Origin of the sequence: Collinsella sp. CLA-ER-H11 (genome assembly GCF_040092445.1) — a bacterium.
Lineage (GTDB): Bacteria > Actinomycetota > Coriobacteriia > Coriobacteriales > Coriobacteriaceae > Collinsella.
The window spans coordinates 227,366-249,093 of sequence record NZ_JBBNLN010000001.1 but is presented as its reverse complement, the minus strand read 5'-3'; the positions used below and the strand labels follow the sequence as shown (position 1 = coordinate 249,093).

Sequence of the window (21,728 nt, the reverse complement as noted above, 5' to 3'; positions counted from 1 at the left end):
GCACCAAGCAAAAGCTGACCATCGCGGCCATCTTTGGCGCCATGGGCCCCGGTCTTCTGGCGGCGCTTTCGGGCAATGACGCTGGCGGCATCGCCACGTATTCCAGCGCGGGCGCCAGCTATGGCTATAAGATGCTCTGGATGCTTCCCGTCATGACCGTGCTGCTTATCGTGACGCAGGAGACCGCGGCGCGCTGCGGATGCGTCACGGGTAAGGGCCTGGCGTCGCTCATTCGCGAGCGCTTTGGCGTGCGCAAGAGCGTGCTGGCCATGGCAGCGCTGTTGATCGCCAACACGGCGGTGACCATCTCGGAGTTCGCGGGTATCGCGAGCGGCCTTGCTCTGTTTGGCGTTCCGGCGAGCATCTCGGTGCCGCTCGTGGCGCTGCTGGTGTGGATGCTTACCATGTCGGGCAGTTTCCAGCGCATCGAGAAGATTCTGCTGCTGGTAAGCTGCGTGTTCGTGACCTACATCGTCGCCGCGTTTATGGCCGGCCCCAACTGGGGCGAGGTCGCGGTCGACCTGGTCGTGCCTAACATTCAAAATGATCCCAGCTACGTGTCGCTCGTGGTCGCAACGATCGGTACCACCATCGCGCCGTGGATGATTTTCTTGGCGCAGAACAACGTGGTCGATAAGAACGCGGGCGAGGACGATATCGTGCTGCAGCGCATCGATACCGTGAGCGGCTCGCTTGCTGCCGATGTCATTGCCGGCTTTATTATCATCACGACCGGTACGGTGTTGTTCCCGGCGGGCATTCAGATTAGCGATGCTGCCGATGCTGCCCGCGCGCTGGAGCCTATTGCGGGTCAGTGGTCCACGGTACTGTTTGCCTCGGGCCTGGTCGCGGCGAGCTTCTTGGCTGCCTGCGTGCTGCCGGGCGTTACGTCGAGCGCTATCTGCGAGGCATTTGGCTGGGAGCGCGGTGCCGACCGCAGCTGGGACGAGGCCCCGGTCTATCGCGGCATCATTACGGCCATCATCGGCATTTCTGCCGTGTTGGTGCTCATGCCTGGCGTCGATTTGTTCCAGATTATGATGACCTCGCAGGTCATCAACGGCGTGCTGCTGCCCGTAGTCTTGGTATTCCAGGTGGTTATCGCGGCGGATCGCCACATTATGGGCGCCAATCGCAACGGCCGCGTATGGAACGTGCTCACTTGGGCGACTATCGGCGTGATTACGGTGCTGACGGTCGTCATGTTTGTGCTGCAAGCGATGGGCTACAGCGCGTAGCGTCTACTTTTGCTTCCGAACAGGCCGCAGCGATGGGCTGCGGCCTGTTTTTTGTCTGCTATAGGGCGTTAGTTATATGTCAGTGGGCAAAAAATACCAAATATGAGTACTGTTGCTAAGTGAACAGCATTTACATCCAAGAAGATAATGAACATAACATATATTATGTTCATTAAAATTGGTTCCGATACGCCTTAAACCAGTCAGGTTGGCTGCTTTAGGGGGCTGTAGGGGTCGCCCGAACGTCATTTTGGATGGTTTTGCCTGCGACTAAAATGGTAACAGTACTCATATTTGCCCTTTTTTGCCCACAGACCTTTGAGGTTGCGGCGAAAAGGGCTTGTTTTGATTGTTTGGGGCAGGTGCGAGGCACGGAAACGATGTCTGGAGCGGCGGAGCGGCTTGGAATTCATCCGGAGAGGTCTTCATTGGCTACGCCAGGAGTGCCTCCAAGTGGCGGTACAAAAGGAGCGCCCCTAACTGCCGCAGGGGGCGTCGGCCACGGCCGACGCCCCCTGCGGGTGTACGCAGATTTTGCTGCGCGTTACTTGTCGGTGCCCAGCTTGTGTGGCTTGTAGGCGAGGGCATTGACGAGTGCGTCGGCGGCGGACTTGACGGCTGCCGGCTGCGGATCGTTGACGTGGTCCTCGGGGTGCACGGGCAGGTCTTTCTTGACTGCATCGTGGATCAGGTTGAGGTACTCGGTCACGCCGGTAGTCGACAGGTGCGTGCCGTCGCCATCGAATAGGTCGTTGCGGTTGGCGCTGTGCCCGTACCAGTCGATAACGCGTACATTCTTGTAGCGCGTGGCGGCGTTGGCGATAGCCTGGTTGGTGGAACCCACCCACGGCTGCGGACTGCGTGTGTTCACAAACGCGACGATGCGCTTGTCGCCGGCATCGGCCATGATGGCATCGATCTGGTCATCAGTTACCAAACCATTGGTGCCCAGGGCAAAGACCACGATCTTGCCGGCAAGGTTCTGCTGGATATAGCCCTCAAATGTCGCGCGGCCCGCATCAAACTGGCGGCCCTTTTCGGCATCGATATGGCTGTGCGGGAACACGCCGTCAAAGGAATCAACGGCGCGCAGCGACACGGAGTCGCCGATCATCAACAGGTCGTAGGAGCCATCGGGGAAGCCGTCGTTGTCCTTGTCGGTGTCGTCGGCCGCTTGCTGGTCGGTGGGCGCGGTGTTTTTGGCTTCCTTGTTCAGAACTTCGGCGCCCTCGCCGCTCAGCGCAGACGTCTCGGGCACAAAGATCAGACCGCCCAGTGCGACGACCAACACGATAGCGCAGGCTGCGCAGACAGGGACGTGCGCGCGTGCCCAGTTGGCGGGTGTGGTGGTTCCATTGCGGAATTCGGTGACGGTGCGGCCGAAGGCGCCCTTCCTAAACGGCGTTTCGATAAAGCGATAAGAGCACTCGGCTACGGCGACTACCACAAGTACCTGCAAGATGTACTGCCACCAGGGCGTATCGTTGATGTTGGCGACCGGGTTCATGAGCAACAGCAGCGGATAGTGCCACAGGTAGATGCTGTACGAGCGCTTGCCAACCCACACGAGCGGCTCGGCGGACAGCGCACGGGCAACCATTCCCTGGGGCTGCACGCAGGCCGCGATGACCATGAGCGTGAGGATGGAGCATAACAGCGTGCCGCCGCGATACTGGAACGCGGTGTAGCCGTTGGTGAGCGCGACCATGGCGGCAAGGCCAACCAGACCCACGACGCCCAACACATCGATGGATGAGGGCGAGGACCAAAAGCGCACGAGGGCGCTCGGCTGTGCCGGGGCGGTCTCGGCTGATTCGTCGGCCTTCTCGCCAGGCTTGCCCTCGGCGTTCTTGCCGTGCTTGGCGGCACCAGCCAGGCGATTGAGCCCCAAACGACGTGCGAGACGCACCGGCGCCAGGTCGCGATCGGGGATAAAGGCCATCCAGGCACCCAGCAGCAGCGAGAACACGCGGGTGTCGGTGCCGTAGTACACGCGGCTGGGGTCGGCGGCAGGGTTGTAAAGCACCATCATGGCGAGGGCGGAAACCGCGGCAAGGCCCAGAACCACGCGGCGCGTGTTGGGCTTGCTCACATGCATGGATACCATGGCAAACAGCAGAGGCGGCCAAATTAGGTAGAACTGTTCCTCGATGGCAAGCGACCAAAAGTGCGTGAGCGGCGAAGGGTCGCCCAGGGCATTGAAGTACGAGACGTTTTGGGCAATCTGCCACCAGTTGTTGAAGAACAGCAGCGACGGCAGGATGTCGGGGCGCATCTTGGTGAGCATCACGTGGTTAAAGATGGTGCACAGCGCGCAGGTTACGAACACTACCGTTACCACGGCGGGGACCAGGCGACGGATGCGGCGAATCCAGAAGCTCTTAAGGTCGATGCGGCCGGTCTTGGCGACTTCGTTGAGCAGCAGGCGCGTGATTAGATAGCCCGAAAGCACAAAGAAAATCGTGACGCCAAGCAGGCCGCCCTGAGCCCACGTGAGGTTGAGGTGATAGAGCACCACCGCGACGACGGCGAGCGTACGCAGACCATCGAGCGCAGGAATGTAGCGGGACTTGGGACGAGCGGGTGCCTGCTTGTCGGCAGCGGACGAGCGTGTGGCGCCGGTGTTGGTCTTGGCTGCATGGGCGTCCTTGTTGGTGGGCGTTCGATGCGGGACCGGGCCGCGTCGCGACTCGCCGGTGCGGCGGTCGGCGCGCGGGCGTTCGTGCGGCGCCTGGTTATCGAGCGCGCGGCGCGGTCCGCGTGGGCTCGATGGTGGGAATTGTTCCATAAAACATCATCCAATGACGAGAATAATCAGCACGTATTCATTGTAGCTGCCTGCTCCTGTGAATGCTTGCTGCTGGCGCAACCTCAAGGGTGCGTTCACATCAAAGTGAACTAAAGTTATAGAGGTGCGAAGGCGCGCAATCGACGGTCGACGGTGGGTGCAAAGCCCGCAGATGAGGAGGTTTCCATGGCAGATCGCGGCATCGTTGCGGTGTTCGGCAGCATGAACATGGACCTTTCGGTGGCGTGCGAGCGCATACCGCGCGCGGGCGAGACCGTCGGCGGCAGCGGGTTTATCACCAACGCCGGCGGCAAGGGCGCCAATCAGGCCGTAGCTGCCGCGCGTATGGGCGCGTGCACGCACATGATCGGCGCGGTCGGTCGCGACGCGTTCGGCGCGTCGCTCGTGGTGGGGCTCCAAGACGCCGGCGTGGACTGTGACTTTGTAGTGCATCGCGATGACGTGGAGACGGGAACGGCGACCATCATTCGCTGCGAGGGCGACAACCGCATCGTACTGTCACCGGGCGCCAACCATGCGCTTGCGGGCGCGGACGTTGCCTGCGCGCTGAGGCGTCTGGTGGCTCATGAGCTCGACGGCGACGCCAGCGAGATTGCCCCGGCTGCCGGAAGCGTCTTTATCGCCCAGGGCGAATGTGACCTTGCAGCGACGGCCGAGGCGCTTGTTTGCGCTCACGAGCTGGGGTTCTATACGGTCTTTAATCCAGCGCCCGCCTGCGAGCTGCCTGCGGAGGTCTGGCCTGCGGTCGACTTGGTCTGCCCCAACGAGACCGAGTGCCAGGTGCTGACGGGCATTCTGCCCACGGATGACGCGAGTTGCGTCACCGCGCTCAATGCGCTGCTCGACAAGGGTGCCGGAGCTGCGGTCATCACGTTGGGCGGTGCCGGCTCGGTTACGCTCGGCGATGGCGGTGAGCTGCTGCGCATGCCGGCACTTTCGAGTACGGTAGTCGATACCACGGCCGCCGGCGATACGTTTATCGGCGCGTTGGCGGCGGCTCGCCTAGAGGGCTTGCCGCTCTTTGAGTGCATGGCCGCGGGTGCTCGCGCCTCGGCAGTGACGGTGTCGCGCCTGGGCGCTCAGCAATCGATTCCCACGCGCGCCGAAGTTGAACATTGGTTTGGTTAAACGATAAAGACGGAGAAGCGGAGTAGAACAATGGCAATCAAGAAGCTGATCCTTGATCTGGATATGGGTGTTGACGATGCGATGGCGCTGGCCTATGCCATCGCGAGCCCCGAGGTGGAGCTCGTGGGCATCACCACGTGCTTTGGTAACGTGCGCGTCGAGCAATCGGCGCACAATTGCCTGGCGGTGCTCGATCTGCTGGGTCGCCCCGAGGTTCCGGTGTACCTGGGTGCCGACCGTCCTCTGCAGGCGACTGAGCCCTATACGCCGCCGGCGTCCACCGCGCTCATTCACGGCAAGAACGGCATCGGCGGCGCGAGCGTGCCCGCGTCGCCCTACGAGCCGGTGGGGGCGACCTCGGCCGACGGCAACGCTGCGGTCGATTATCTGATCGATGCCGCGCGCACCTATGGTCCCGATCTGGTCTACGTAGCGACTGGCCCGCTCTCCAACCTGGCGCTCGCCCTGGAGCGCGATACGGCGGCGATGATGTCCATCGGCCGCGTGGTCGTGATGGGCGGCGCCCTTACCGTGCCCGGCAACGTGAGCGCGGGCGCCGAGGCCAATATGGCGAGCGACCCCGAGGCAGCCGACGCGGTGCTGCGCTCGGGCCGTAAGCTCACCATGGTGGGTCTGGACGTGACGCATCGCGTGGTGCTCACACGCCGCGACATTGCCGGCTGGACGGGCTCGGGCACCATGGCGGGCTGCGCATTTGCGAGCATGGTCGAGCACTACATTGGCTCGTACGAGATGAACGCACCCTACCTGGGTGGTTGTGCGCTGCACGATCCGCTGGCCGTTGCCGTGGCGATCGACCCCACGCTCGTAGGTGCGCTCGGCTGCAACCTGCGTGTTGATCTGCTGGGCGAGTACCGCGGTCGCACCATCTGCGATGAGCGCCGCCTGTCCGATCCGGACAAGAGCACGCTTGTGGCACTGACCGTGGATGCTCCGCGCTTCCTGTCCGAGTTCAAGACACGTATGGCCCGTGTCCTAGGCTAGGCTCGGGATCGAAGCACGCCCATCTGCTCGATGTGGCCGCTGGCGGGCCGACATCTACCGTTCGCCAGCCCGATGGTCCCCGGGGCGGGGAGAGCGCTATAATGCATTTTGCATCTTGGATTGTTACTCCTGTGTGGAGGCATGCCCAAGAGCAATACAACACGGATTGTTACGTAAGGCATGACCGCAATAACACTGCTTTTGCGGTCATGCCTTTTTCTGTGAGTGTTCTTGAAAGGAGGTTCACCATGCTTGCAATTAAAAAGCTTAACAACAACGCGGTTCTTTGCCGTGACGGACAGGGGCGAGATGTCATCGCCATGGGCAGGGGCGTCGGTTTCGGCGGAGATTTTCCTCGAGAGCTCCCTCTTTCTAAAATCGAGCATACGTTTTACGACATTGATCCTAAAGGACAAGATGTCATGAGGGATCTTCCCTCGGATATCGTGATGTTTGCGGCGAAAGTTATGGACATCGTTGCCAACGAACTGCCCTACGACCTCTCGACCAATGCGACGCTGTTCATGGCTGATCACCTGTCGTTTGCCGTTGCGCGAGCCCAAAAGGGGGTCCGCATCGCGATGCCTCTTGCCTATGAAGTGCGGGAGACGTATCCGAAGGAATACAAGCCTGCCCAGTTTATCGTCATGCGACTCGAGAAGGAGCTCGGAGAGCGGCTTCCCAAGGATGAGATTGCCAGTATTGCGATGAATCTCGTGAACGCACGGGTTGTTGAAGCCGTCAAAGCCACGGCCGAGCCCACAAAGCAGTTCGACGATATGCTCGAGGACGTTATCGAGATTCTCGAAAGCGATTTCCGCATTATTGTCGACCGCGATTCCTTTGATTTCACCCGCTTCGCCACGCATCTGCGGTACCTGTTCAAGCGCATTCAAGCCGGCGAGTCGCTGAACAGCGCCAACATGCAGATGTACAAGAACTTTCGTGAGGAGTTTCCGCAGTTGGCAGAGTGCGTGAAGCATATCGGTTCCTATTGTCGTGAAACGTGGGACGCCACGCTCTCCGAGGAGGAGGAACTCTATCTGATGATCCATCTCAATCGGATCATCTCCAAAAAAGGATTGTAACCCGTAGCCATTCGGGGCATGACCTTTGCCGATTCGAACAGTAAGCCAAGATTGTGCAAAGGAGCCAATGATGGCAAATTACAAAAAGGTGGCAGAGCAGATTCTCTCCACTGTGGGCGGGGCGGAAAACGTGGCTTCGGTTACGCATTGCATGACGCGCCTGCGCTTCAGCCTCAAGGATGAAAGCCTCTCGAATGATGAGAAGCTTGAGGACATCTCGTCTATCATCAGCGTCGTGCACGCCGGAGGGCAGGTGCAGCTGGTGGTCGGGCCCACGGTCGACAAGGTCTACGACGAGGTTTGTAAGCAGGGCGGATTCGAGGTCACGGTATCGATTGACGAGGAACTCGATGGCCCTCAGCTTAGCTGGAAGGAGCGCTTGGCGCCCAAGCACCTCTTCAATCAGCTGCTCGATGCCGTGAGCGGCGCTATCACCCCGATCCTTCCGATCTTTTGTGTCGCCGGTATCTTCAAGATGCTCGTTATTCTGTTTGGGCCCGAAGGCGCCGGTTTTATGTCCGAAACGAGCGACCTGTATCGGATCCTTTCCCTGGTGGGCGATGCGGCGTATTACTACTTCCCGGTGTTTGCCGCCTATAGCTCGGCTAAGAAGTTCAAAACGAGTCCTGTGCTGGCACTGCTCATCGCTGTTGTGATGATTTATCCCGACATGCTCGCTATTGTTGAGGACGGAAAGCCTTTCAGCGTCTTCGGCATCCCCATGCAGCTCGTCAACTACACCCAGGCTGTTCTTCCGGTCATCTTGATCACCTGGGCCCAGTCCTATATTGAGCGCTTCTTTAAGAAGATCTCGCCTGATATGTTGCGCGTTCTGATCGTACCCGTGGGTACGGTGCTCGTGATGTTGCCGGTCGCGCTGTGCCTCTGCGGCCCTGCCGTCCAATTTGTCATGGGCCTTGTGGCCGATTTCATCATTTGGCTCGCCTCTGTTGCCGGTCCCGCTGCGACCGCGGTTATCGGCGCATTCTGGAATCTGATCATCGCCACCGGCATGCACGTGCCGATCTATACCGCCATATTGCCCGCCGCGCTCCAGAACGGTTACGACGCCATCTTATACCCCGGCGCCGCGGTTGTAGCCTACACCACGCTTGCCATCGCGCTCGCCTATGGCCTGCGCGCTAAGGACAAGGAGAGTCGAGCCACGGGCTGGAACTTGTTCATCACCTATGCCTTCGGTCGCGTGAGTGAGCCCATCATCTACGGCATCCTGTTTCGCGACAAGAAGGCTCTTGCCTGGAACATGATTGGTGGTGCTGTCGGTGGTCTGCTGGTAAGCCTTCTTCATGCCAACGTCTATATCTTCACTGGCGTTGGTTTCCCATGGATGAACGTGCTCATGTTTGCTCAGGATATCATCCCTGGCACCATCGGGTGTCTTGCTGGCGGTGCCGTGACGTTTGCGTTGGCGATGGTTTTTGGATTTGAAGGACAGGAGAAGATGCCGTTGAAGTCCAAGAGCGGCGATTCTGAGGCCGTTGAATCCGTCGAGGCATAAGAGGCTACTGCACAAATATACTCCCCAGCCGTTGCGCGGTCCGACCCCTTGGCCGCGCAACGGTACTGTGCTGTTGCGCGGCACTTGCCGAGTCCGTTGCGTTCGACAGTGTGGGCCGGGAATTTGATAGAAAGGACGACACCATAATGTTTAGAGAAGATTTTTTATGGGGCGGGGCTCTGGCTGCAAACCAGTGCGAGGGAGGATGGAACGAAGGCGGTCGCGGTTTAGCCAATTCCGACATGCTGCCGTTTGGCGATCAACGCATGGACGTCATGCGGGGAGACCTTGATCCGCGTGCGTTGGCACCCGACAGCTTCTATCCCGCTCGCAAGGGCATTGATTTTTACCATAGGTACAAGCAGGATATTGAACTGTTTGCCCAGATGGGTTTTAAATGCCTGCGCTTATCAATCGCCTGGAGCCGCATTTTTCCCAAAGGAGACGAAGCCGAGCCCAATGAAGAAGGCCTTGCCTTTTACGAGGATGTTTTTAGGACGTGTCGCGCGCATGACATTGAGCCTTTGGTGACGCTCAACCACTATGATGTCCCCATGCATCTCGTCGATGCGTATGGCGGATGGCGCGATCGCAGGTTGGTCGACCTGTTCGAGCGATATTCGCGTACCGTGTTCGAGCGCTATCGGGGATTGGTCAATTATTGGCTGACCTTTAACGAGATCAACATCATGACGCAGGCGTGCTTTATGGCGGCGGGGATCATCTTCGAGCAAGGGGAGAATCGCTATGCAACGGTTCACACGGCCGTGCACCATGTATTGGTTGCGAGCGCCCGTGCGGTCGGGGCGTGTCATGAACTGTGCCCTGGGGCGAAGATCGGTTGCATGCTCAACGCAGGTGTCTTCTATCCGGCTACATGTGATCCGGACGATGTGCTGGCTGCGCAGGCTGAGAATCGCAGCCATTATATGTTTGCCGACGTCCAGGTGCGCGGTGCGTACCCGAGCTATGTTCTCAAGGAATACGCCCGCCATGGTTTTGAGGTGCCCTATCGGGATGATGACCGCGAAGTACTGGCTGCAAACCTGGTCGATTTCGTCTCGTTTTCGTATTACTCGACGCGCGTCGCAAAAGCGCATGCGGAAGGTCAGTTCGATTCGAACCTTCTTCGCTCGGCGCCTAATCCGTATCTAAAACAGGAGCCTTGGGGGAGGTTTATCGACCCCAAAGGGCTGCGCGTCACCATGAATGAAATCTGGGATCGCTATCAAAAGCCGCTGTTCATCGTCGAAAACGGTTTGGGTGCTCCTGATGTGCCGGAAGATTCGGGTGAAATAGAAGACGACTATCGAGTTGAATACCTGCGGGCCCACATCGAGGCGATGAGGGAGACCGTCGAGCTCGACGGGGTGGAACTCATGGGATATACCTGTTGGGGCCCGATCGATTTGGTTTCGGTCGCCACAGGACAGATGCGTAAGCGCTACGGGTTTATCTATGTCGATCGAGACGATAGCGGTGCGGGCTCGTTTGAGAGACGTAAAAAGAAAAGCTTCGAATGGTACCGACGCGTAATAGCAAGCAATGGCGAAGACCTTGCGTAATAACGTTAAGATGGACAAATGCGCCCGTTGGGGGAATAGTCGTGCCACTTCGCTTGACAACAGGCTAAACTAGCTATTAAACATTTACTATTCTGTTTAGATTGAATTTGCGGTCGTTTAGTTGCCGAGCCACGGGGCGGTCAAGCCACGATGCTCGGCCGCGACCGATGCTAGGGGGAACGATGGCTAAAGCAAGCGTCCGCGAGATCAGCCGCATTACCGGCTTTTCGCCCGCAACCGTGTCCAACGCGCTCAACCGCAAGCGCAGCGTGAGCGAGGAGACCGCCAAGGTCATCCTGGAGTGCGCGCAGTCGCTTGGCTATCAGCAGTCGACGCAGCTCGAGAGCATCCAGTTTGTGCTTGCGCGCAAGACGGGCGCCATCCTGGACGAGAGCACCTTCCATCCCGCGGTCATCGAGGGCGTGGAGCGCCAGGCGCGTCGCCACGGCATGAGCACGAGCTTTGTCTCGCTCGACTTTAGCGACCTGGACGCCGTGCGCCCGCAGGTCGAGGGCCTGATCGCCGACCCGTCGGCCGCCATCGTGCTGATGGGTACCGAGCTGGGCGAGGAGGACTACGCCCTGTTCGCCGACGCTGCCGCCCACCTGATTGTGCTCGACGGCTGGAGCGATCGCCAGTACTTCGATGCCGTAGTCATCGCCAACACCGATTCGGTGCTGCGTGCCGTGGATTACCTTATCGAGAAAGGCCACAGGCAAATCGGCTATCTGGCGGGCGACCTTCGGATCCGCAACTTTAAGGACCGCGAGCGCGGCTATCGCCAAGCGCTTGAGGACGCGGATCTTGAGGCCAACCCGGCATGGCACGTCACGCTGGGTACCACGCTCGAGGGCGCTTATCACGACATGGGCGTGTGGCTCGACAACGTCTCGCGCGACGATCTGCCGACGGCTTTCTTTGCCGAGAACGACGTGCTCGCCGTGGGCGCCATGCGCGCGTTCAACGAGCACGGTATTCGCGTGCCCGAGGATGTCTCGATCATCGGCTTTGACGACCTGTCTTTGGGCGCCTTCTCCAACCCGCCGCTCACCACGGTGCATGTTCCCAAGCACGAGGTGGGCGAGATCACGGTGCGTCGCCTGGTGGGCAACATCCGCAACCCCAAGAGCTATACCTGCAAGACGGCCGTGTCGACCTACTTTGTCGAGCGCCAAAGCGTGCGCGAGATCTAGTCGGAACGGCGCCAGACCCCAGAGCGGAAAAGTCCTTCTAGATTACCTAGAATGATTTTCTGGGACGGGGATTTAAAACTCATTGATCCCCGTCCCGGGTAGCTCATTTGGGACGGGGCTTTTTTGACTGGTATGATTGGTGCGACCAATCGAACCAGCTAAAAGAGCCCCGTCCCAATTTGACTATCGAGAGGATCTGCCATGGAGCGCATCGCCAGCTTTTCCGTTGATCATCTGCTGCTTGAGCCCGGCGTGTATGTGAGCCGCATCGACCGCGATCCGGCGACCGGTGCCGCCGTCACCACGTTTGACCTGCGCCTGACCACGCCCAACAAGGAGCCGGTCATGAACACGGCCGAGTGCCACACCATCGAGCACCTGGGCGCGACGTTCCTTCGCAATCATGCCGAGTGGTCGGGCCGCATTGTCTACTTTGGCCCCATGGGCTGCCGCACGGGCTTTTACCTGGTTGTGTTTGGCGAGGTGACGAGCGAGGAGATCCTGCCGCTCGTGCGTGAGCTGTTCGAGTTTGTCGCCGGCTTTGAGGGCGATGTCCCCGGTGCCGCTCCCGAGGAATGCGGTAACTACCTGGACCAGAACCTCCCCATGGCCAACTGGCTTGCGCGCCGCTATCTCGACCGCGACCTGGCCGATATCGACGAGAAGCACCTGCACTATCAGCAGGCGTAAGGGCTTTATCGCCCAAAACGCGCGCATTGGGCGCCTTCGCTTATGCGGGGGTGCCTTTTTGCTGAGTGGTCGGGACGAGTGTTTAAAATCGCTTATGTTTGTTCTAGAATGTTCATACTGTCACATAAACGAACAGGAGCGAACATGCATATCTACTCTGTCAACGATCCCGAGTTCAAGTCCTATGGCAACGTTTGGGATAACGTTCCGTCCGAGCTTACGTCGCCCGTGCTCGAGGCGCTCTCTGCCACGCCCATTCCCGAGGGCAGCAAGTACGTTGCAAGTGCGCCGGAGCTCGAGGACGTCAAGGATGCCGACAAGCTTGGCTTTCTCGTGTTTGGTGGCCGTCCGTTCCAGCTGGGCTGGTGCAACGGCCACAACACGCGTCTCAACTGCCTGGAGTACCACCGCGCGAGCGAGTTCAACCTGGGCGCGCGCGACTTTATTCTGCTCGTGGCGCATCGCTGGGAGATCGAGGACGGCAAGCTCGACACCGCGTGCGTCAAGGCGTTTCGCGTGCCGGCGGGTACGGTCGTCGAAGTCTTCAACACCACGCTCCACTACACGCCGTGCATGGTCGACGACGGTGGCTTCCAGGTGATGGTGGCGCTGCCCGCCGGCACCAACGGCCCGCGCCCCGAGGTCGCGGCCGACATGCCTGCGGCCGGCGACAGCTACTGCTACTGGAAGGCCGACAAGTGGGTCCTCTGCCATGCTGACAGCCCCAAGGCAGCCGAAGGCGGCTACGTAGGCCTCATCGGCAAAAATCTCGACATCACCGTGGACTAGCGCATCGCCCCAAACCACCACAAAGGTGCCTGTCTCCTTTGCGGTGGTTTGGGGCGGGCGGATATCGGGAAGTGCCAGACGGGGGAGGCTGCCGGGCGCCTTGCCGTCTGCGGATTTTGGGACATGCGGCCCGCTTTTTCGACCCATCTGTCGGTACACTAAAAGCACTATGGGTACCCGCGAGCGACATATCGGCAACGCGGCCGCCCGATCCGCACCCGTGGCGGATCCCAGGGGCGGCAGGCTCTTCGCCATGCCGCGATTCCTTGTTGGCATAACACATCAGGTGTACCGCCACCGCGTCTTTGCTATCGCCGGTGTCATCACCGCGATGTTCCTCATGCTTTTGGCAGTCTTGCCGGCACTGTTCGCCTTCGACCCCAAACTTTCTAACGCCGTGCCAGCCTATGGCGGGGTGTCCGAAGAGGTCGTGGATGCGCTCGCCCACTCGAGCTCTCTCCCGCTGCTTGTCGCCGCAATTATATTTTCGATCTGGGGCGTATCGGTCTATCTGCGCTGTTTGGACTATGTGCTGCGCCGCCGCCTTGTTGCCGTCGCCACCATCTGCGCCCTGTGGATGATCGAAGTCATTCTCAAGTACAAGTCGTTCACGCCGTTCTATGCCACCGTGCTGTGGTACCTGTACTACGTGCCCATGACGCTCATTCCGCTGCTCTACCAGTTGTGTGGTCTGCGCCTTGCGGGCCTGGAGCAACACCGCCTGGGTCGCCGCTACTGCGCTGCGCTGTGGATTGTGGCTATCCTGCTTATCGGATTTGTGCTCACCAACGATTTTCACCAGCAGGTCTTCCACTTTGACCGTACAAGCGACACCTGGAGCAACGATTACACGTACGGCTGGGGTTATTTCGCCGTCCTCGTGTGGACGGCCTTTAACTTTGTGGCCTTTTTTATCCTGGTGGGCCGGTCCTCGTCCTTTCGCATCCAACGTTTCTCGGGCACGGCGGCGCTCGTGCTGCTGGGCGGTGCGTTCTTTGCCATCTCATATGCGTTGCGTGTGCCCTGGGCATGGAGGCTCAACTTCTCGCTCGTCTATTGCGTCTTGTGTGTGGTGGCGATGGAAATCTGTCTCGATTGCGGTGTCATTCCGTCATATCACGACATCGCCGGCATCTTCGACACCTTGCCGCTTGACCTCAAAGTTCTAACGCGCGACCTGCAGGAAGTCTATGCCACGCCGGTGTCGAAGCCGATGCCGGCGGGCGTGTGCGAGGAGTTGCGGACCCAGGCGCACGGCCGCGCCCATGCCTTTGCCGTGGCGTCCGATCCCGATGTGATGTACCGTGCCTTTCCACTGCTGGGCGGATCGGCCCTGCTTGCCCAAGACGTGTCGGATCTCAACGAGCTTAACCGTGAACTGGCACATCGTCGTATGGAGCTGCAGCGTCAAAATGAGCTGCTCGCCGCCGACTACGACCTTAAGACGCACCTGGCAGACCAAGAGGCCGAGACCTTGCTGGTCCAAGACGTGGACCAGGCGCTTGCCCGCGCGCTCGAAGGGATGTACGACCTGCTGAGCTCGCTGCCGCCGTTGACCGATGAATCGTCTTCGCACGAGCGTTACCGCATGCTGCAGCGCGCCAAGATGCTCGTCGCCTATTGCAAGCGCAAGGGGTCGCTCACGTTGGCACAGCACGGGGAGAGCGGTTTTGATCGCGACCGCATTCAGCTCATTGCCAACGAGCTCGCAAGCGACCTGCGCACCATCGATATCGATTGCGCCTCGATTATCGCCATACGGCGCCCGTTGCACGCCAGTACGGTAAGCGCCCTGTACGACTGCGTGTATGACTTTGCGTTTTTTGCCTACACCACCGACCATCCGGCGCTTATGTATCACTTGGGCGACCATGACCGATGCAGTGTCGAGCTACGCGCCACGCTTTTTTCCAACGATGATGCAGATCTTTCGCAGACGCCCGCTGCGCAAGAGCTCGATAGCGCTCTGCAAGGGCGCAACGTGGCATACCGCCTTGAGGGCGAGCCCGGCCAGCTGCGCATGATCGTCTTGATGCCGAGGGCGGGTGAGTGACGATGCAGATTTCGCTTATTCTTCCCCAAATCGTTGCGCTCGATGTTGTCTTTGCCCTGGCTGCGTGTCTGCAGACGATCCACGTCCCGCTCATCGCATCGCGCCGCTCGTCCTATAACCGTAAGGTGATTTGTGCCTACGAGGCGAGCCTTGTGCTTCACCTAGTTATTTCGGCGCTCATCTTGTTCGCGTCGTCTGGCTCATATCTGGTGGCGCCGCTTGACGTTTGTGCCAGGGCAATGGGCGGAGCGCTGTGGCTCAATGCCGCAATCTTTGCCTACGGCGTGGTGCTTATGGTGCGTTATCGTCGCCCCGTCATGCTGGCCGAACTGTTGCTCGTTGCCGCCGTGACGCCGCCGGTGGTTTTTGCCATGGGCTCGGCGTGGACCACGGTCCTTATCGCAGAGGGAGCGTTCTTCCTGTTCCGCTCCATTGCGGCGCTCTTGATGGATGTCCGCAACCGCCAGGAGGATATCACCGCGTTCTCGACGATCGAAACCATCAACGTGATTCCCGTGGGCATCCTGTATCTGGACCCGAGGGGCCGTCCGCTGCTCATGAACCGCTGCATGCGAAAAAACCTGGTGGAGCTTCATATGCCCACCGACCTAGGCGATATGAGCGGTACATGGAACGACTTGCGCAAACTCAGCATGCAAATGCCCGAAAGCAGCAGGAACCGTGTGCGGATTAATCTGGACCGCTTTGGTGAGGCGCGGGCGGTGGTCGAGGTTTCTACCGCCGAGATTCGCTTGTTTGTGCACGATGACGTTATGGTTTCGGGCCGCCTCTTCGAGCGCATTATCGGCCTGGATGTAACAGGGTATGCGCATGCTCATGATCGCCTGGCGCAAGCCAACCACCTGCTTGAGCTTGCGGGCCAAGAGCTCCAAGCCCAGATCGAAGAAGTCAAAAAAGTTGCTGACAATGCGGCCTATCTGCGTATGCGCGCTCGCGTGCACGACGTGATCGGGCAGCGCCTGTCCATCCTCCATCGTTATCTGGAGGAGGGGCGCCTGGATGACGAGTCACTCGAGCAGATCGACCCGCTGCTGCGCTCAATCGCTGCCGATCTGCGCAGCGGGGGCGACACCGAACCGGCAGAGCAACTGGGCGATATCGTCCATGCCTTTGGCCTGGTGAGCGTGCAGATCGATGTGGAGGGCGAGCTGCCAAGCGACGCGCGTGTCGCCGCAGCCTTTCTGCAGATTATCCGCGAAGCCTCGACCAATGCCACCAAGCATGCACAGGCCCATCAGGTCCATGTGCGCCTGCGGCAGGAGACGTCGGAAGACGGTGCTGTTGCGCGGATGACCGTTTCTAACGACGGCGCGCCTGCACCCGTATCGTATCGCGAGGGAACGGGTATCCCTGGTATGAGGCATGTCGCACAGAATCTGGGCGGCAGCCTGGAAGTCCACACCGCCCCGCCCTTCACACTTACGGTGTCCATCCCGCTCGCCTCCAACGCCACGGTCCAAAGGAGAAGTTCATGATCCGCGTCCTTATAGTCGAAGACCAGGCCATCCTGCGCGAGAGCCTGGCGCGCTCCGTTGGCGACCAGCCCGACATGACGGTTGTTGCCGCGATCGCCGACGCCTCGGATGCCTTGGACGTTGTGCTTAAGGAGCGCCCGGACATGATACTGATGGACGTATGTACCGAGCATGATTCCAACGGCATCGTGGCGGCGGCGCGCATCAAAGAACAACTGCCCGAGTGCCGCGTCATTATCATGACGGGTATGCCCGAAATCACCTTTGTGGACCAGGCGCGCGAGGCGGGTGTCGACAGCTTTGTGTACAAGAACGTTGGTATCGACGAGCTATTCGCCGTGATGCGCTCCACGCTGGCGGGTTACTGCACGTTTCCCAAGCCGCCCGAGAGCATCTTCTCGGGCACGGCGGCCCTCGACGATGTCGAGCTGTCGATCTTGCGCCTTGCCTGCGAGGGTAAAAGCCGCCGCGAGATCGCGGCCGAGCTGTTTATGAGCGAGGGCACCATCAAACGCCGCATCTCGGAGATTCTCAATAAGACCGGCTACGACAACATCATGCGCTTGGCCGTGCGCGCAGTAACGGAGGGCAGCATCGTTCCCAACATGGAGCGCTAGCGCTCGTTACGCATCGGCATAAAGCGGCGGGGCCGCAGGATCAACTCCTGCGGCCCCGTCTGGCATATGCGCGGATGTGTCCGCCAATCCGCGGCTGTCGTGGTCTGCCGCTACGCGATGGTCGCGGTGTAGGAGGCGACGTCCTCGTAGGAATCGGTCAGGTAGGCGTCGATGCCGATGGTCGTATTGACGAGGTCATCAAGGCTATCGAGCGTGCCCTTCGAGAAGGTGAATTCCTCGGTGGCGTTGGTACCGGGCATCAGGTGAGCCGAGAACCAGGGTTCCTTCATGGTGCCGTTGACGTTGGTCTTGCCGGAAGGAGCGTAGAAGGTCAGGTCCTTGTCGCTCTTGTTGGTGATGTTGACGACAAAGCCGATGTCGCCCCAGTCGTCCTTGAACTTCTCGGTGATGGTGATGGTGCACAGATCGTCATCGGCGACGGTGACGGCGGGGGAGATTTCGACGCTCTGGACATCGTCGTCTTCGACGGCCTCATCGATCTCCTCTTCCTTCTCGGCCGCCTCGCGATCCTTCTTCACCGTACCGGACAGGTCCTTGTCGGACTTCGTAAAGATAAGCTTGTCGCCTTCCACCTCGAGGACGAGCTTGTCGTTCTTGAGCTTCAGGTCGTGCGACTCATCTTCGGCGGTAATCGTTACGGTGGTGGCGTCCTTGGCCTCCCATTTCAGGTCGGCGACCTCAAGGAACATGTCGAGGACGCCCGTGCCGTCTTCGTCGAGGATCAGGATACAGTTGAGGCCCCACTCCTTGAGCATATCCATGTACTCATCGGTGAGCTCTTCGCCGTCCAAGGTTCCACCCGAGTACTGCCAGCTGCCGACGAAGTTGGCCTTGGGGTCCTTGCCGCCGCCGCTGCAGCCCGTCAGGGCAAAGGCGAGCGCCAGGACGCATGTCAGGAATGCGAGTACGGACTTTTTGAACGTTGTCTTCATGGTGTCCTCCTTCATCGAACGAAACCCATAGAAGCAAATGCGGGGGTGGCGGATCCCCCGCCAATTACCAGATAGAGGGGCTAGGGCCGGGGCGTTCCGCAGTTGCTGCAGAACTTGCCGCCGTTTTCGCTGCCGCAGTTGGGGCAGAACCACTTGGCCGGTGCCGGGGCGGGCGCGGGACTGCCGCACTCGGAGCAGAACTTGCCGGTGTTGGTGGCGCCGCAGCTGCAGGTCCATGCGCCTGCCGCAGGTGCGGCGGCGGGAGCCGGGGCGGGAGCCGGAGCCGGCTGCGGGGCGGCCTGCTGCTGTGCCTGGCCGGCGGCAAACAGCTGGCTGGCGTTCATGCCGCCCATGCCGCCTGCCATGCCCATGCCCATAAAGCCTGCCATCGCGCCGTTGGGGTTGGCGGCTGCCGCGCGCATTGCGTCGCTCTGGGCGCTGGCAATGTTGGCTGCCGCCATGGTGGGATCGCGCATGACCGCGGCTTTCTGCAGGTCCTTGATCATCTGCTCGTCTTCTTGCGAGGCGGCGATGGAGTTGACGCCAAAGCTCACGATCTCGACGCCGCGCAGGTCACGCCAGTCGGCAGAGAGGACCTCGTTGAGCGCGCGGGCGAGCTCGGTGGTGTGGCCGGGGATGGCGCTGTAGCGGATGCCCATCTCCGAGATCTTGGCAAAGGTGGGCTGCAGGGCGGTGAGCAGCTCGGACTTAAGCTGGCTGTCGATCTTGTCGCGCGTGTAGCTATCGGTCACGTTGCCGCATACGTTGGTGTAGAACAGCAGCGGGTTGGTGATACGGTACGAATACTCGCCGTTGCAGCGCACGGAGATGTCGACGTCCAGGCCAATGTTGTTATCGACCACGCGGAAGGGCACGGGCGAGGCGGTACCGTACTTGTTGCCGATGATCTCCTTGGTGTTGATAAAGTAGACGCGCTGGTCCTTGCCCGCGTCGCCGCCAAAGGTAAAGCGGCTGCCGATATTGGCGAAGGTCTCCTTGATGGAGTCGCCCAGGTTGCCGCTAAAGACGCTCGGCTCGCTGCCGGTGTCAAAGACAAACTCGCCGGGCTCCAGCGCGACCTCGATGATCTTGCCGTTTTGCACCACGAGCATGCCCTGGCCGTCGTTGACGGCGATGACGGAGCCGTTGGAGATGACGTTGTCCTCGCCGCGCGTGTTGGAGCTGCGGCCGCCGGTGCGCTTGCTGCCCTTGCAGGCCAAGACATCAGCGGGCATCGATTCGCAATAGATAAATTCCTTCCACTGGTCGGCCATGACGCCGCCGGCAGCTCCCAATCCGGCTTTCAAGAGTCCCATGGTGATCTTCCTTTCTCGTCAAAGGCCGGGTGGTATCGGTCAGAATGGCTAATCGTCCTTGTTGTCCTTCATGACAACGGTGGTCTCGGTGTGGCTGAAGGTGTCGTGCTTCTCGGTCAGGTCGAGCTCGCCACAATACTCATCGGCATGGGTTGCTTCGTTGGCCGTCTTGAGCTGGCCTACCAGTAGCACGTCTCCGATAATCACGATGATCAGCGGCGCGATGATGTTGATGAGGATGCCCTCGATATCAAAGATGAGGTAATCCGGATCGAAGGCGTATTCCCCCATAAAGAGAATCTGGGAGAGGATAAATCCGATCACGAAGAACAGCACCGAGGCGATGGCGAGCTTGGGCTTGGAGCAGGGGAGCTCGCCGACCAAGCGGCCGGTCTGGCCGTTCATGGCAAACAGGTAGCTCTTGCCGTTCCACGAGGTGGAGAGCATCCAGACGGGGAACAGGGCGTAGTCGCTGTCTTCCCAGGTGTAGTCGAGCTGCTTGCTTTCGACCGTAGCATCGTCGTATTCGTCGACGACGGTCTCGCGCAGGGCCGAGATCGTGCTTTCTTCCATACGGCGCTCGGCGCGCGCCTTGCAGGTCTCGCAGTCCTCGTCGTAACGGTTGGCGATGTAGCCGGGCATATATGCGACCGAGAACGGACGCAGTGCGTCGTAGTCAAACGGCTCGATGGCGTCCATGTGGCCGTCGGGCATCTTGGACGATCCGTCGACGGGCACGCGCTTAAACGAGATATTGCCCTTGCGATAGGCATCGTAGTGGTCGGTGGTCGTGACGGTGCGGTCGGATTCCTCGGTCACGGTCTCGTTGGTCGCGTCAAAGTACACTTCGCCATCCACGCGGGCGCCGTAGAGCCAAAACGGCACGTAGACACCTTGGACCTCCTCGATGTGGTTGCCGGTGACAAAGCTCTTGGGCAGCAAGACCTTGCCCTTGTAGTGTTCCTTGAGTGCGGCCGTGACGTCGTCGTGCCCGAGCTTAAACGGAATTACCAGGTCGGGCGAGAAGTCGCCAGAGAGCTGGCCGGGCGCCACGGCGGAGTTGCCGCAGTACGGGCAGGTGGTGACGGCGACGGTGCCGTCGGACACGAGCTCGGCGCCGCACGACGAACAGATGTAGCCGGCGTTTTGAGCCAGCTCCTGCACGGCATCGTCGACAGCAGGCTTGGGGGCCGCGGCTGCGGCATCGGCTTTGGCATCTGCCTTGTCCTGGCGCTCGCGATAGAGGGCCTCGACTTCTTCGACTTCAAAACGCGAATCGCAGTAGTCGCAGACGAGCTTTTGCTCGGCACTGGCAAAGTGAAGGGGGCCGCCACACGCGGGGCACTGATAGTTGACGCTCTCGAAGGCCATGATCGGTCCTTTCGCTGCCGGAGGCTATGCGCCGATGGCGCCGCCGCAGTATTCGCAGCGCCCACTGGCATCGGGAATGGTGGTTGCACCGCAGAAGGGGCAGGTCACCGCGGTCTTGGGGGCCTTGGCGGCCACGACGCTGTCGCGCGTCTCCTGGCGCAGCTGCACCAGCGCGTCGCGGACCTCGGTTGCCTGGCGCTTGGCCTCGCGGTATTCGATGGAGCCGCGCTGATCGATGGTGGAGTCGTTCACGCGCAGGTTGATCTCGGTAAAGTACGGCGTGTTGACGTGGATGGTCAGATTAAAGTCGTAATCCAGGTCGTAGCGCGGCGGGTTGTAGCTCTCGCGCTCGCCGTCCTTGGTCTCGCGATAGATCTCGGTGCGATGCTCGTCGATATCCATATCGCAGCCGAGTACCTGCGAGAACTCGATGATGTCGGGATTGGCGTCGCGCCAGCGGCTCTGCGAAGTGATGATCAGCAGGCCCGCGTCCTCATCGAGCATAATATTGGTGCGCCCGGCAGAAAGCGTGCGCGTGGGGTTGAACGAAGACAGGCGTTCGGCGTTGGCCTCGCGGTAGGCGAGTTGCTCACGGATGTCGTCCGCGGTGCTGGAGCGATAGCCGTGAAAGTAGGGGGAGAGCTTGCCGGCGCACTCTTTGCACAGGTAGCCTTCATTGATTTTTGTCTTACCTAGAAGTCCCAGCTCGGTACCGCAAATCGCGCACTCTTTCTTCTCGAACATCTTGTCAAAGAAGCCCATGGCTGCCTCCCATCAACTGGTAGCGTGTGTCACTTTTGATGATGGGGGAGTGCGCGATCCTTCGCGATACCCAGACGGCTCAAGGAGTCTCCACAACTGGGACACATGGCCCATTTTTCATCCGACACATAGGGAC

17 protein-coding genes are annotated in these 21,728 nt (G+C 60.2%); 12 read left to right on the top strand and 5 right to left on the bottom strand.

Going from position 1 to position 21,728, the window contains the following annotated elements:
• Positions 1 to 41 precede the first annotated feature (41 nt).
• A complete protein-coding gene (locus tag AAAX35_RS01035; RefSeq protein ID WP_006235731.1) occupies positions 42 to 1,238 on the top strand; it encodes an Nramp family divalent metal transporter in 1,197 nt (398 codons plus the stop codon).
• Positions 1,239 to 1,782: 544 nt separating this feature from the next.
• Here the strand turns inward: AAAX35_RS01035 and AAAX35_RS01030 are convergent.
• Positions 1,783 to 4,026, bottom strand: a complete 2,244-nt coding sequence (locus AAAX35_RS01030) for an acyltransferase family protein (RefSeq protein WP_349116447.1) — start codon at positions 4,024 to 4,026, stop codon at positions 1,783 to 1,785.
• 186 nt (positions 4,027 to 4,212) lie between these two features.
• Here AAAX35_RS01030 and AAAX35_RS01025 point away from each other — a divergent pair, with 186 nt between their 5' ends.
• From AAAX35_RS01025 to AAAX35_RS00975, 11 genes are all read left to right on the top strand, one after another.
• The gene (locus AAAX35_RS01025; RefSeq protein WP_161144657.1) at positions 4,213 to 5,175 is read left to right on the top strand and encodes a ribokinase; all 963 of its coding nucleotides are present in this window, start codon (positions 4,213 to 4,215) and stop codon (positions 5,173 to 5,175) included.
• A 30-nt stretch (positions 5,176 to 5,205) separates the two neighbouring features.
• Positions 5,206 to 6,180 carry a nucleoside hydrolase gene (locus AAAX35_RS01020; protein ID WP_161144658.1) on the top strand — a complete coding sequence of 325 codons (975 nt, stop codon included), beginning with the start codon at positions 5,206 to 5,208 and terminating at the stop codon, positions 6,178 to 6,180.
• A gap of 248 nt (positions 6,181 to 6,428) precedes the next feature.
• Positions 6,429 to 7,268 carry a PRD domain-containing protein gene (locus AAAX35_RS01015; protein ID WP_349116446.1) on the top strand — a complete coding sequence of 280 codons (840 nt, stop codon included), beginning with the start codon at positions 6,429 to 6,431 and terminating at the stop codon, positions 7,266 to 7,268.
• Positions 7,269 to 7,338: 70 nt separating this feature from the next.
• Entirely contained in the window at positions 7,339 to 8,787 is a 1,449-nt protein-coding gene (locus AAAX35_RS01010) for a PTS transporter subunit EIIC (protein ID WP_040360110.1), read from the top strand.
• 146 nt (positions 8,788 to 8,933) lie between these two features.
• Positions 8,934 to 10,352 (top strand): 6-phospho-beta-glucosidase, encoded by a 1,419-nt coding sequence (locus AAAX35_RS01005; RefSeq protein ID WP_349116445.1) that lies wholly within the window; start codon positions 8,934 to 8,936, stop codon positions 10,350 to 10,352.
• Between the two features lie 182 nt (positions 10,353 to 10,534).
• Complete coding sequence (locus AAAX35_RS01000) at positions 10,535 to 11,545, top strand: LacI family DNA-binding transcriptional regulator (protein ID WP_349116444.1); 1,011 nt, start codon at positions 10,535 to 10,537, stop codon at positions 11,543 to 11,545.
• Positions 11,546 to 11,746: 201 nt separating this feature from the next.
• Entirely contained in the window at positions 11,747 to 12,235 is a 489-nt protein-coding gene (locus AAAX35_RS00995; protein WP_055310646.1) for an S-ribosylhomocysteine lyase, read from the top strand.
• A 144-nt stretch (positions 12,236 to 12,379) separates the two neighbouring features.
• Positions 12,380 to 13,024, top strand: coding sequence for a DUF4867 family protein (locus AAAX35_RS00990; RefSeq protein ID WP_349116443.1), 645 nt, complete (start codon positions 12,380 to 12,382; stop codon positions 13,022 to 13,024).
• Between the two features lie 253 nt (positions 13,025 to 13,277).
• Positions 13,278 to 15,077 carry a histidine kinase N-terminal 7TM domain-containing protein gene (locus AAAX35_RS00985; RefSeq protein WP_349116442.1) on the top strand — a complete coding sequence of 600 codons (1,800 nt, stop codon included), beginning with the start codon at positions 13,278 to 13,280 and terminating at the stop codon, positions 15,075 to 15,077.
• 2 nt (positions 15,078 to 15,079) lie between these two features.
• Positions 15,080 to 16,573, top strand: coding sequence for an ATP-binding protein (locus tag AAAX35_RS00980; protein ID WP_349116441.1), 1,494 nt, complete (start codon positions 15,080 to 15,082; stop codon positions 16,571 to 16,573).
• Complete coding sequence (locus tag AAAX35_RS00975) at positions 16,570 to 17,190, top strand: response regulator transcription factor (protein ID WP_138375254.1); 621 nt, start codon at positions 16,570 to 16,572, stop codon at positions 17,188 to 17,190. The genes AAAX35_RS00980 and AAAX35_RS00975 overlap by 4 nt, the downstream gene beginning before the upstream one ends.
• 110 nt (positions 17,191 to 17,300) lie before the next feature.
• On the opposite strand, the gene AAAX35_RS00970 is transcribed toward AAAX35_RS00975, so the two are convergent.
• The 4 genes from AAAX35_RS00970 to AAAX35_RS00955 form a co-directional block, all read right to left on the bottom strand.
• A complete protein-coding gene (locus AAAX35_RS00970; RefSeq protein WP_349116439.1) occupies positions 17,301 to 18,143 on the bottom strand; it encodes a hypothetical protein in 843 nt (280 codons plus the stop codon).
• 80 nt (positions 18,144 to 18,223) lie between these two features.
• Complete coding sequence (locus AAAX35_RS00965) at positions 18,224 to 19,459, bottom strand: SPFH domain-containing protein (RefSeq protein ID WP_349116438.1); 1,236 nt, start codon at positions 19,457 to 19,459, stop codon at positions 18,224 to 18,226.
• 48 nt (positions 19,460 to 19,507) lie between these two features.
• Entirely contained in the window at positions 19,508 to 20,830 is a 1,323-nt protein-coding gene (locus tag AAAX35_RS00960) for a hypothetical protein (RefSeq protein ID WP_349116437.1), read from the bottom strand.
• A 24-nt stretch (positions 20,831 to 20,854) separates the two neighbouring features.
• Positions 20,855 to 21,592 carry a DUF4428 domain-containing protein gene (locus AAAX35_RS00955; RefSeq protein WP_035136607.1) on the bottom strand — a complete coding sequence of 246 codons (738 nt, stop codon included), beginning with the start codon at positions 21,590 to 21,592 and terminating at the stop codon, positions 20,855 to 20,857.
• Positions 21,593 to 21,728 lie beyond the last annotated feature (136 nt).

Excerpts from the sequence above, each read along its gene's own strand:
- AAAX35_RS01000 (WP_349116444.1), top strand. The coding sequence starts at position 10,535 with ATGGCTAAAGCAAGCGTCCGCGAGATCAGCCGCATTACCGGCTTTTCG.
- AAAX35_RS01005 (WP_349116445.1), top strand. The coding sequence starts at position 8,934 with ATGTTTAGAGAAGATTTTTTATGGGGCGGGGCTCTGGCTGCAAACCAG.
- AAAX35_RS01020 (WP_161144658.1), top strand. The coding sequence starts at position 5,206 with ATGGCAATCAAGAAGCTGATCCTTGATCTGGATATGGGTGTTGACGAT.
- AAAX35_RS01035 (WP_006235731.1), top strand. The coding sequence starts at position 42 with ATGGGCCCCGGTCTTCTGGCGGCGCTTTCGGGCAATGACGCTGGCGGC.
- AAAX35_RS00990 (WP_349116443.1), top strand. The coding sequence starts at position 12,380 with ATGCATATCTACTCTGTCAACGATCCCGAGTTCAAGTCCTATGGCAAC.
- AAAX35_RS00985 (WP_349116442.1), top strand. The coding sequence starts at position 13,278 with ATGCCGCGATTCCTTGTTGGCATAACACATCAGGTGTACCGCCACCGC.
- AAAX35_RS01010 (WP_040360110.1), top strand. The coding sequence starts at position 7,339 with ATGGCAAATTACAAAAAGGTGGCAGAGCAGATTCTCTCCACTGTGGGC.
- AAAX35_RS00960 (WP_349116437.1), bottom strand. The coding sequence starts at position 20,830 with ATGGCCTTCGAGAGCGTCAACTATCAGTGCCCCGCGTGTGGCGGCCCC.
- AAAX35_RS00955 (WP_035136607.1), bottom strand. The coding sequence starts at position 21,592 with ATGGGCTTCTTTGACAAGATGTTCGAGAAGAAAGAGTGCGCGATTTGC.
- AAAX35_RS00965 (WP_349116438.1), bottom strand. The coding sequence starts at position 19,459 with ATGGGACTCTTGAAAGCCGGATTGGGAGCTGCCGGCGGCGTCATGGCC.
- AAAX35_RS00975 (WP_138375254.1), top strand. The coding sequence starts at position 16,570 with ATGATCCGCGTCCTTATAGTCGAAGACCAGGCCATCCTGCGCGAGAGC.
- AAAX35_RS01030 (WP_349116447.1), bottom strand. The coding sequence starts at position 4,026 with ATGGAACAATTCCCACCATCGAGCCCACGCGGACCGCGCCGCGCGCTC.
- AAAX35_RS01015 (WP_349116446.1), top strand. The coding sequence starts at position 6,429 with ATGCTTGCAATTAAAAAGCTTAACAACAACGCGGTTCTTTGCCGTGAC.
- AAAX35_RS00980 (WP_349116441.1), top strand. The coding sequence starts at position 15,080 with ATGCAGATTTCGCTTATTCTTCCCCAAATCGTTGCGCTCGATGTTGTC.
- AAAX35_RS01025 (WP_161144657.1), top strand. The coding sequence starts at position 4,213 with ATGGCAGATCGCGGCATCGTTGCGGTGTTCGGCAGCATGAACATGGAC.
- AAAX35_RS00970 (WP_349116439.1), bottom strand. The coding sequence starts at position 18,143 with ATGAAGACAACGTTCAAAAAGTCCGTACTCGCATTCCTGACATGCGTC.
- AAAX35_RS00995 (WP_055310646.1), top strand. The coding sequence starts at position 11,747 with ATGGAGCGCATCGCCAGCTTTTCCGTTGATCATCTGCTGCTTGAGCCC.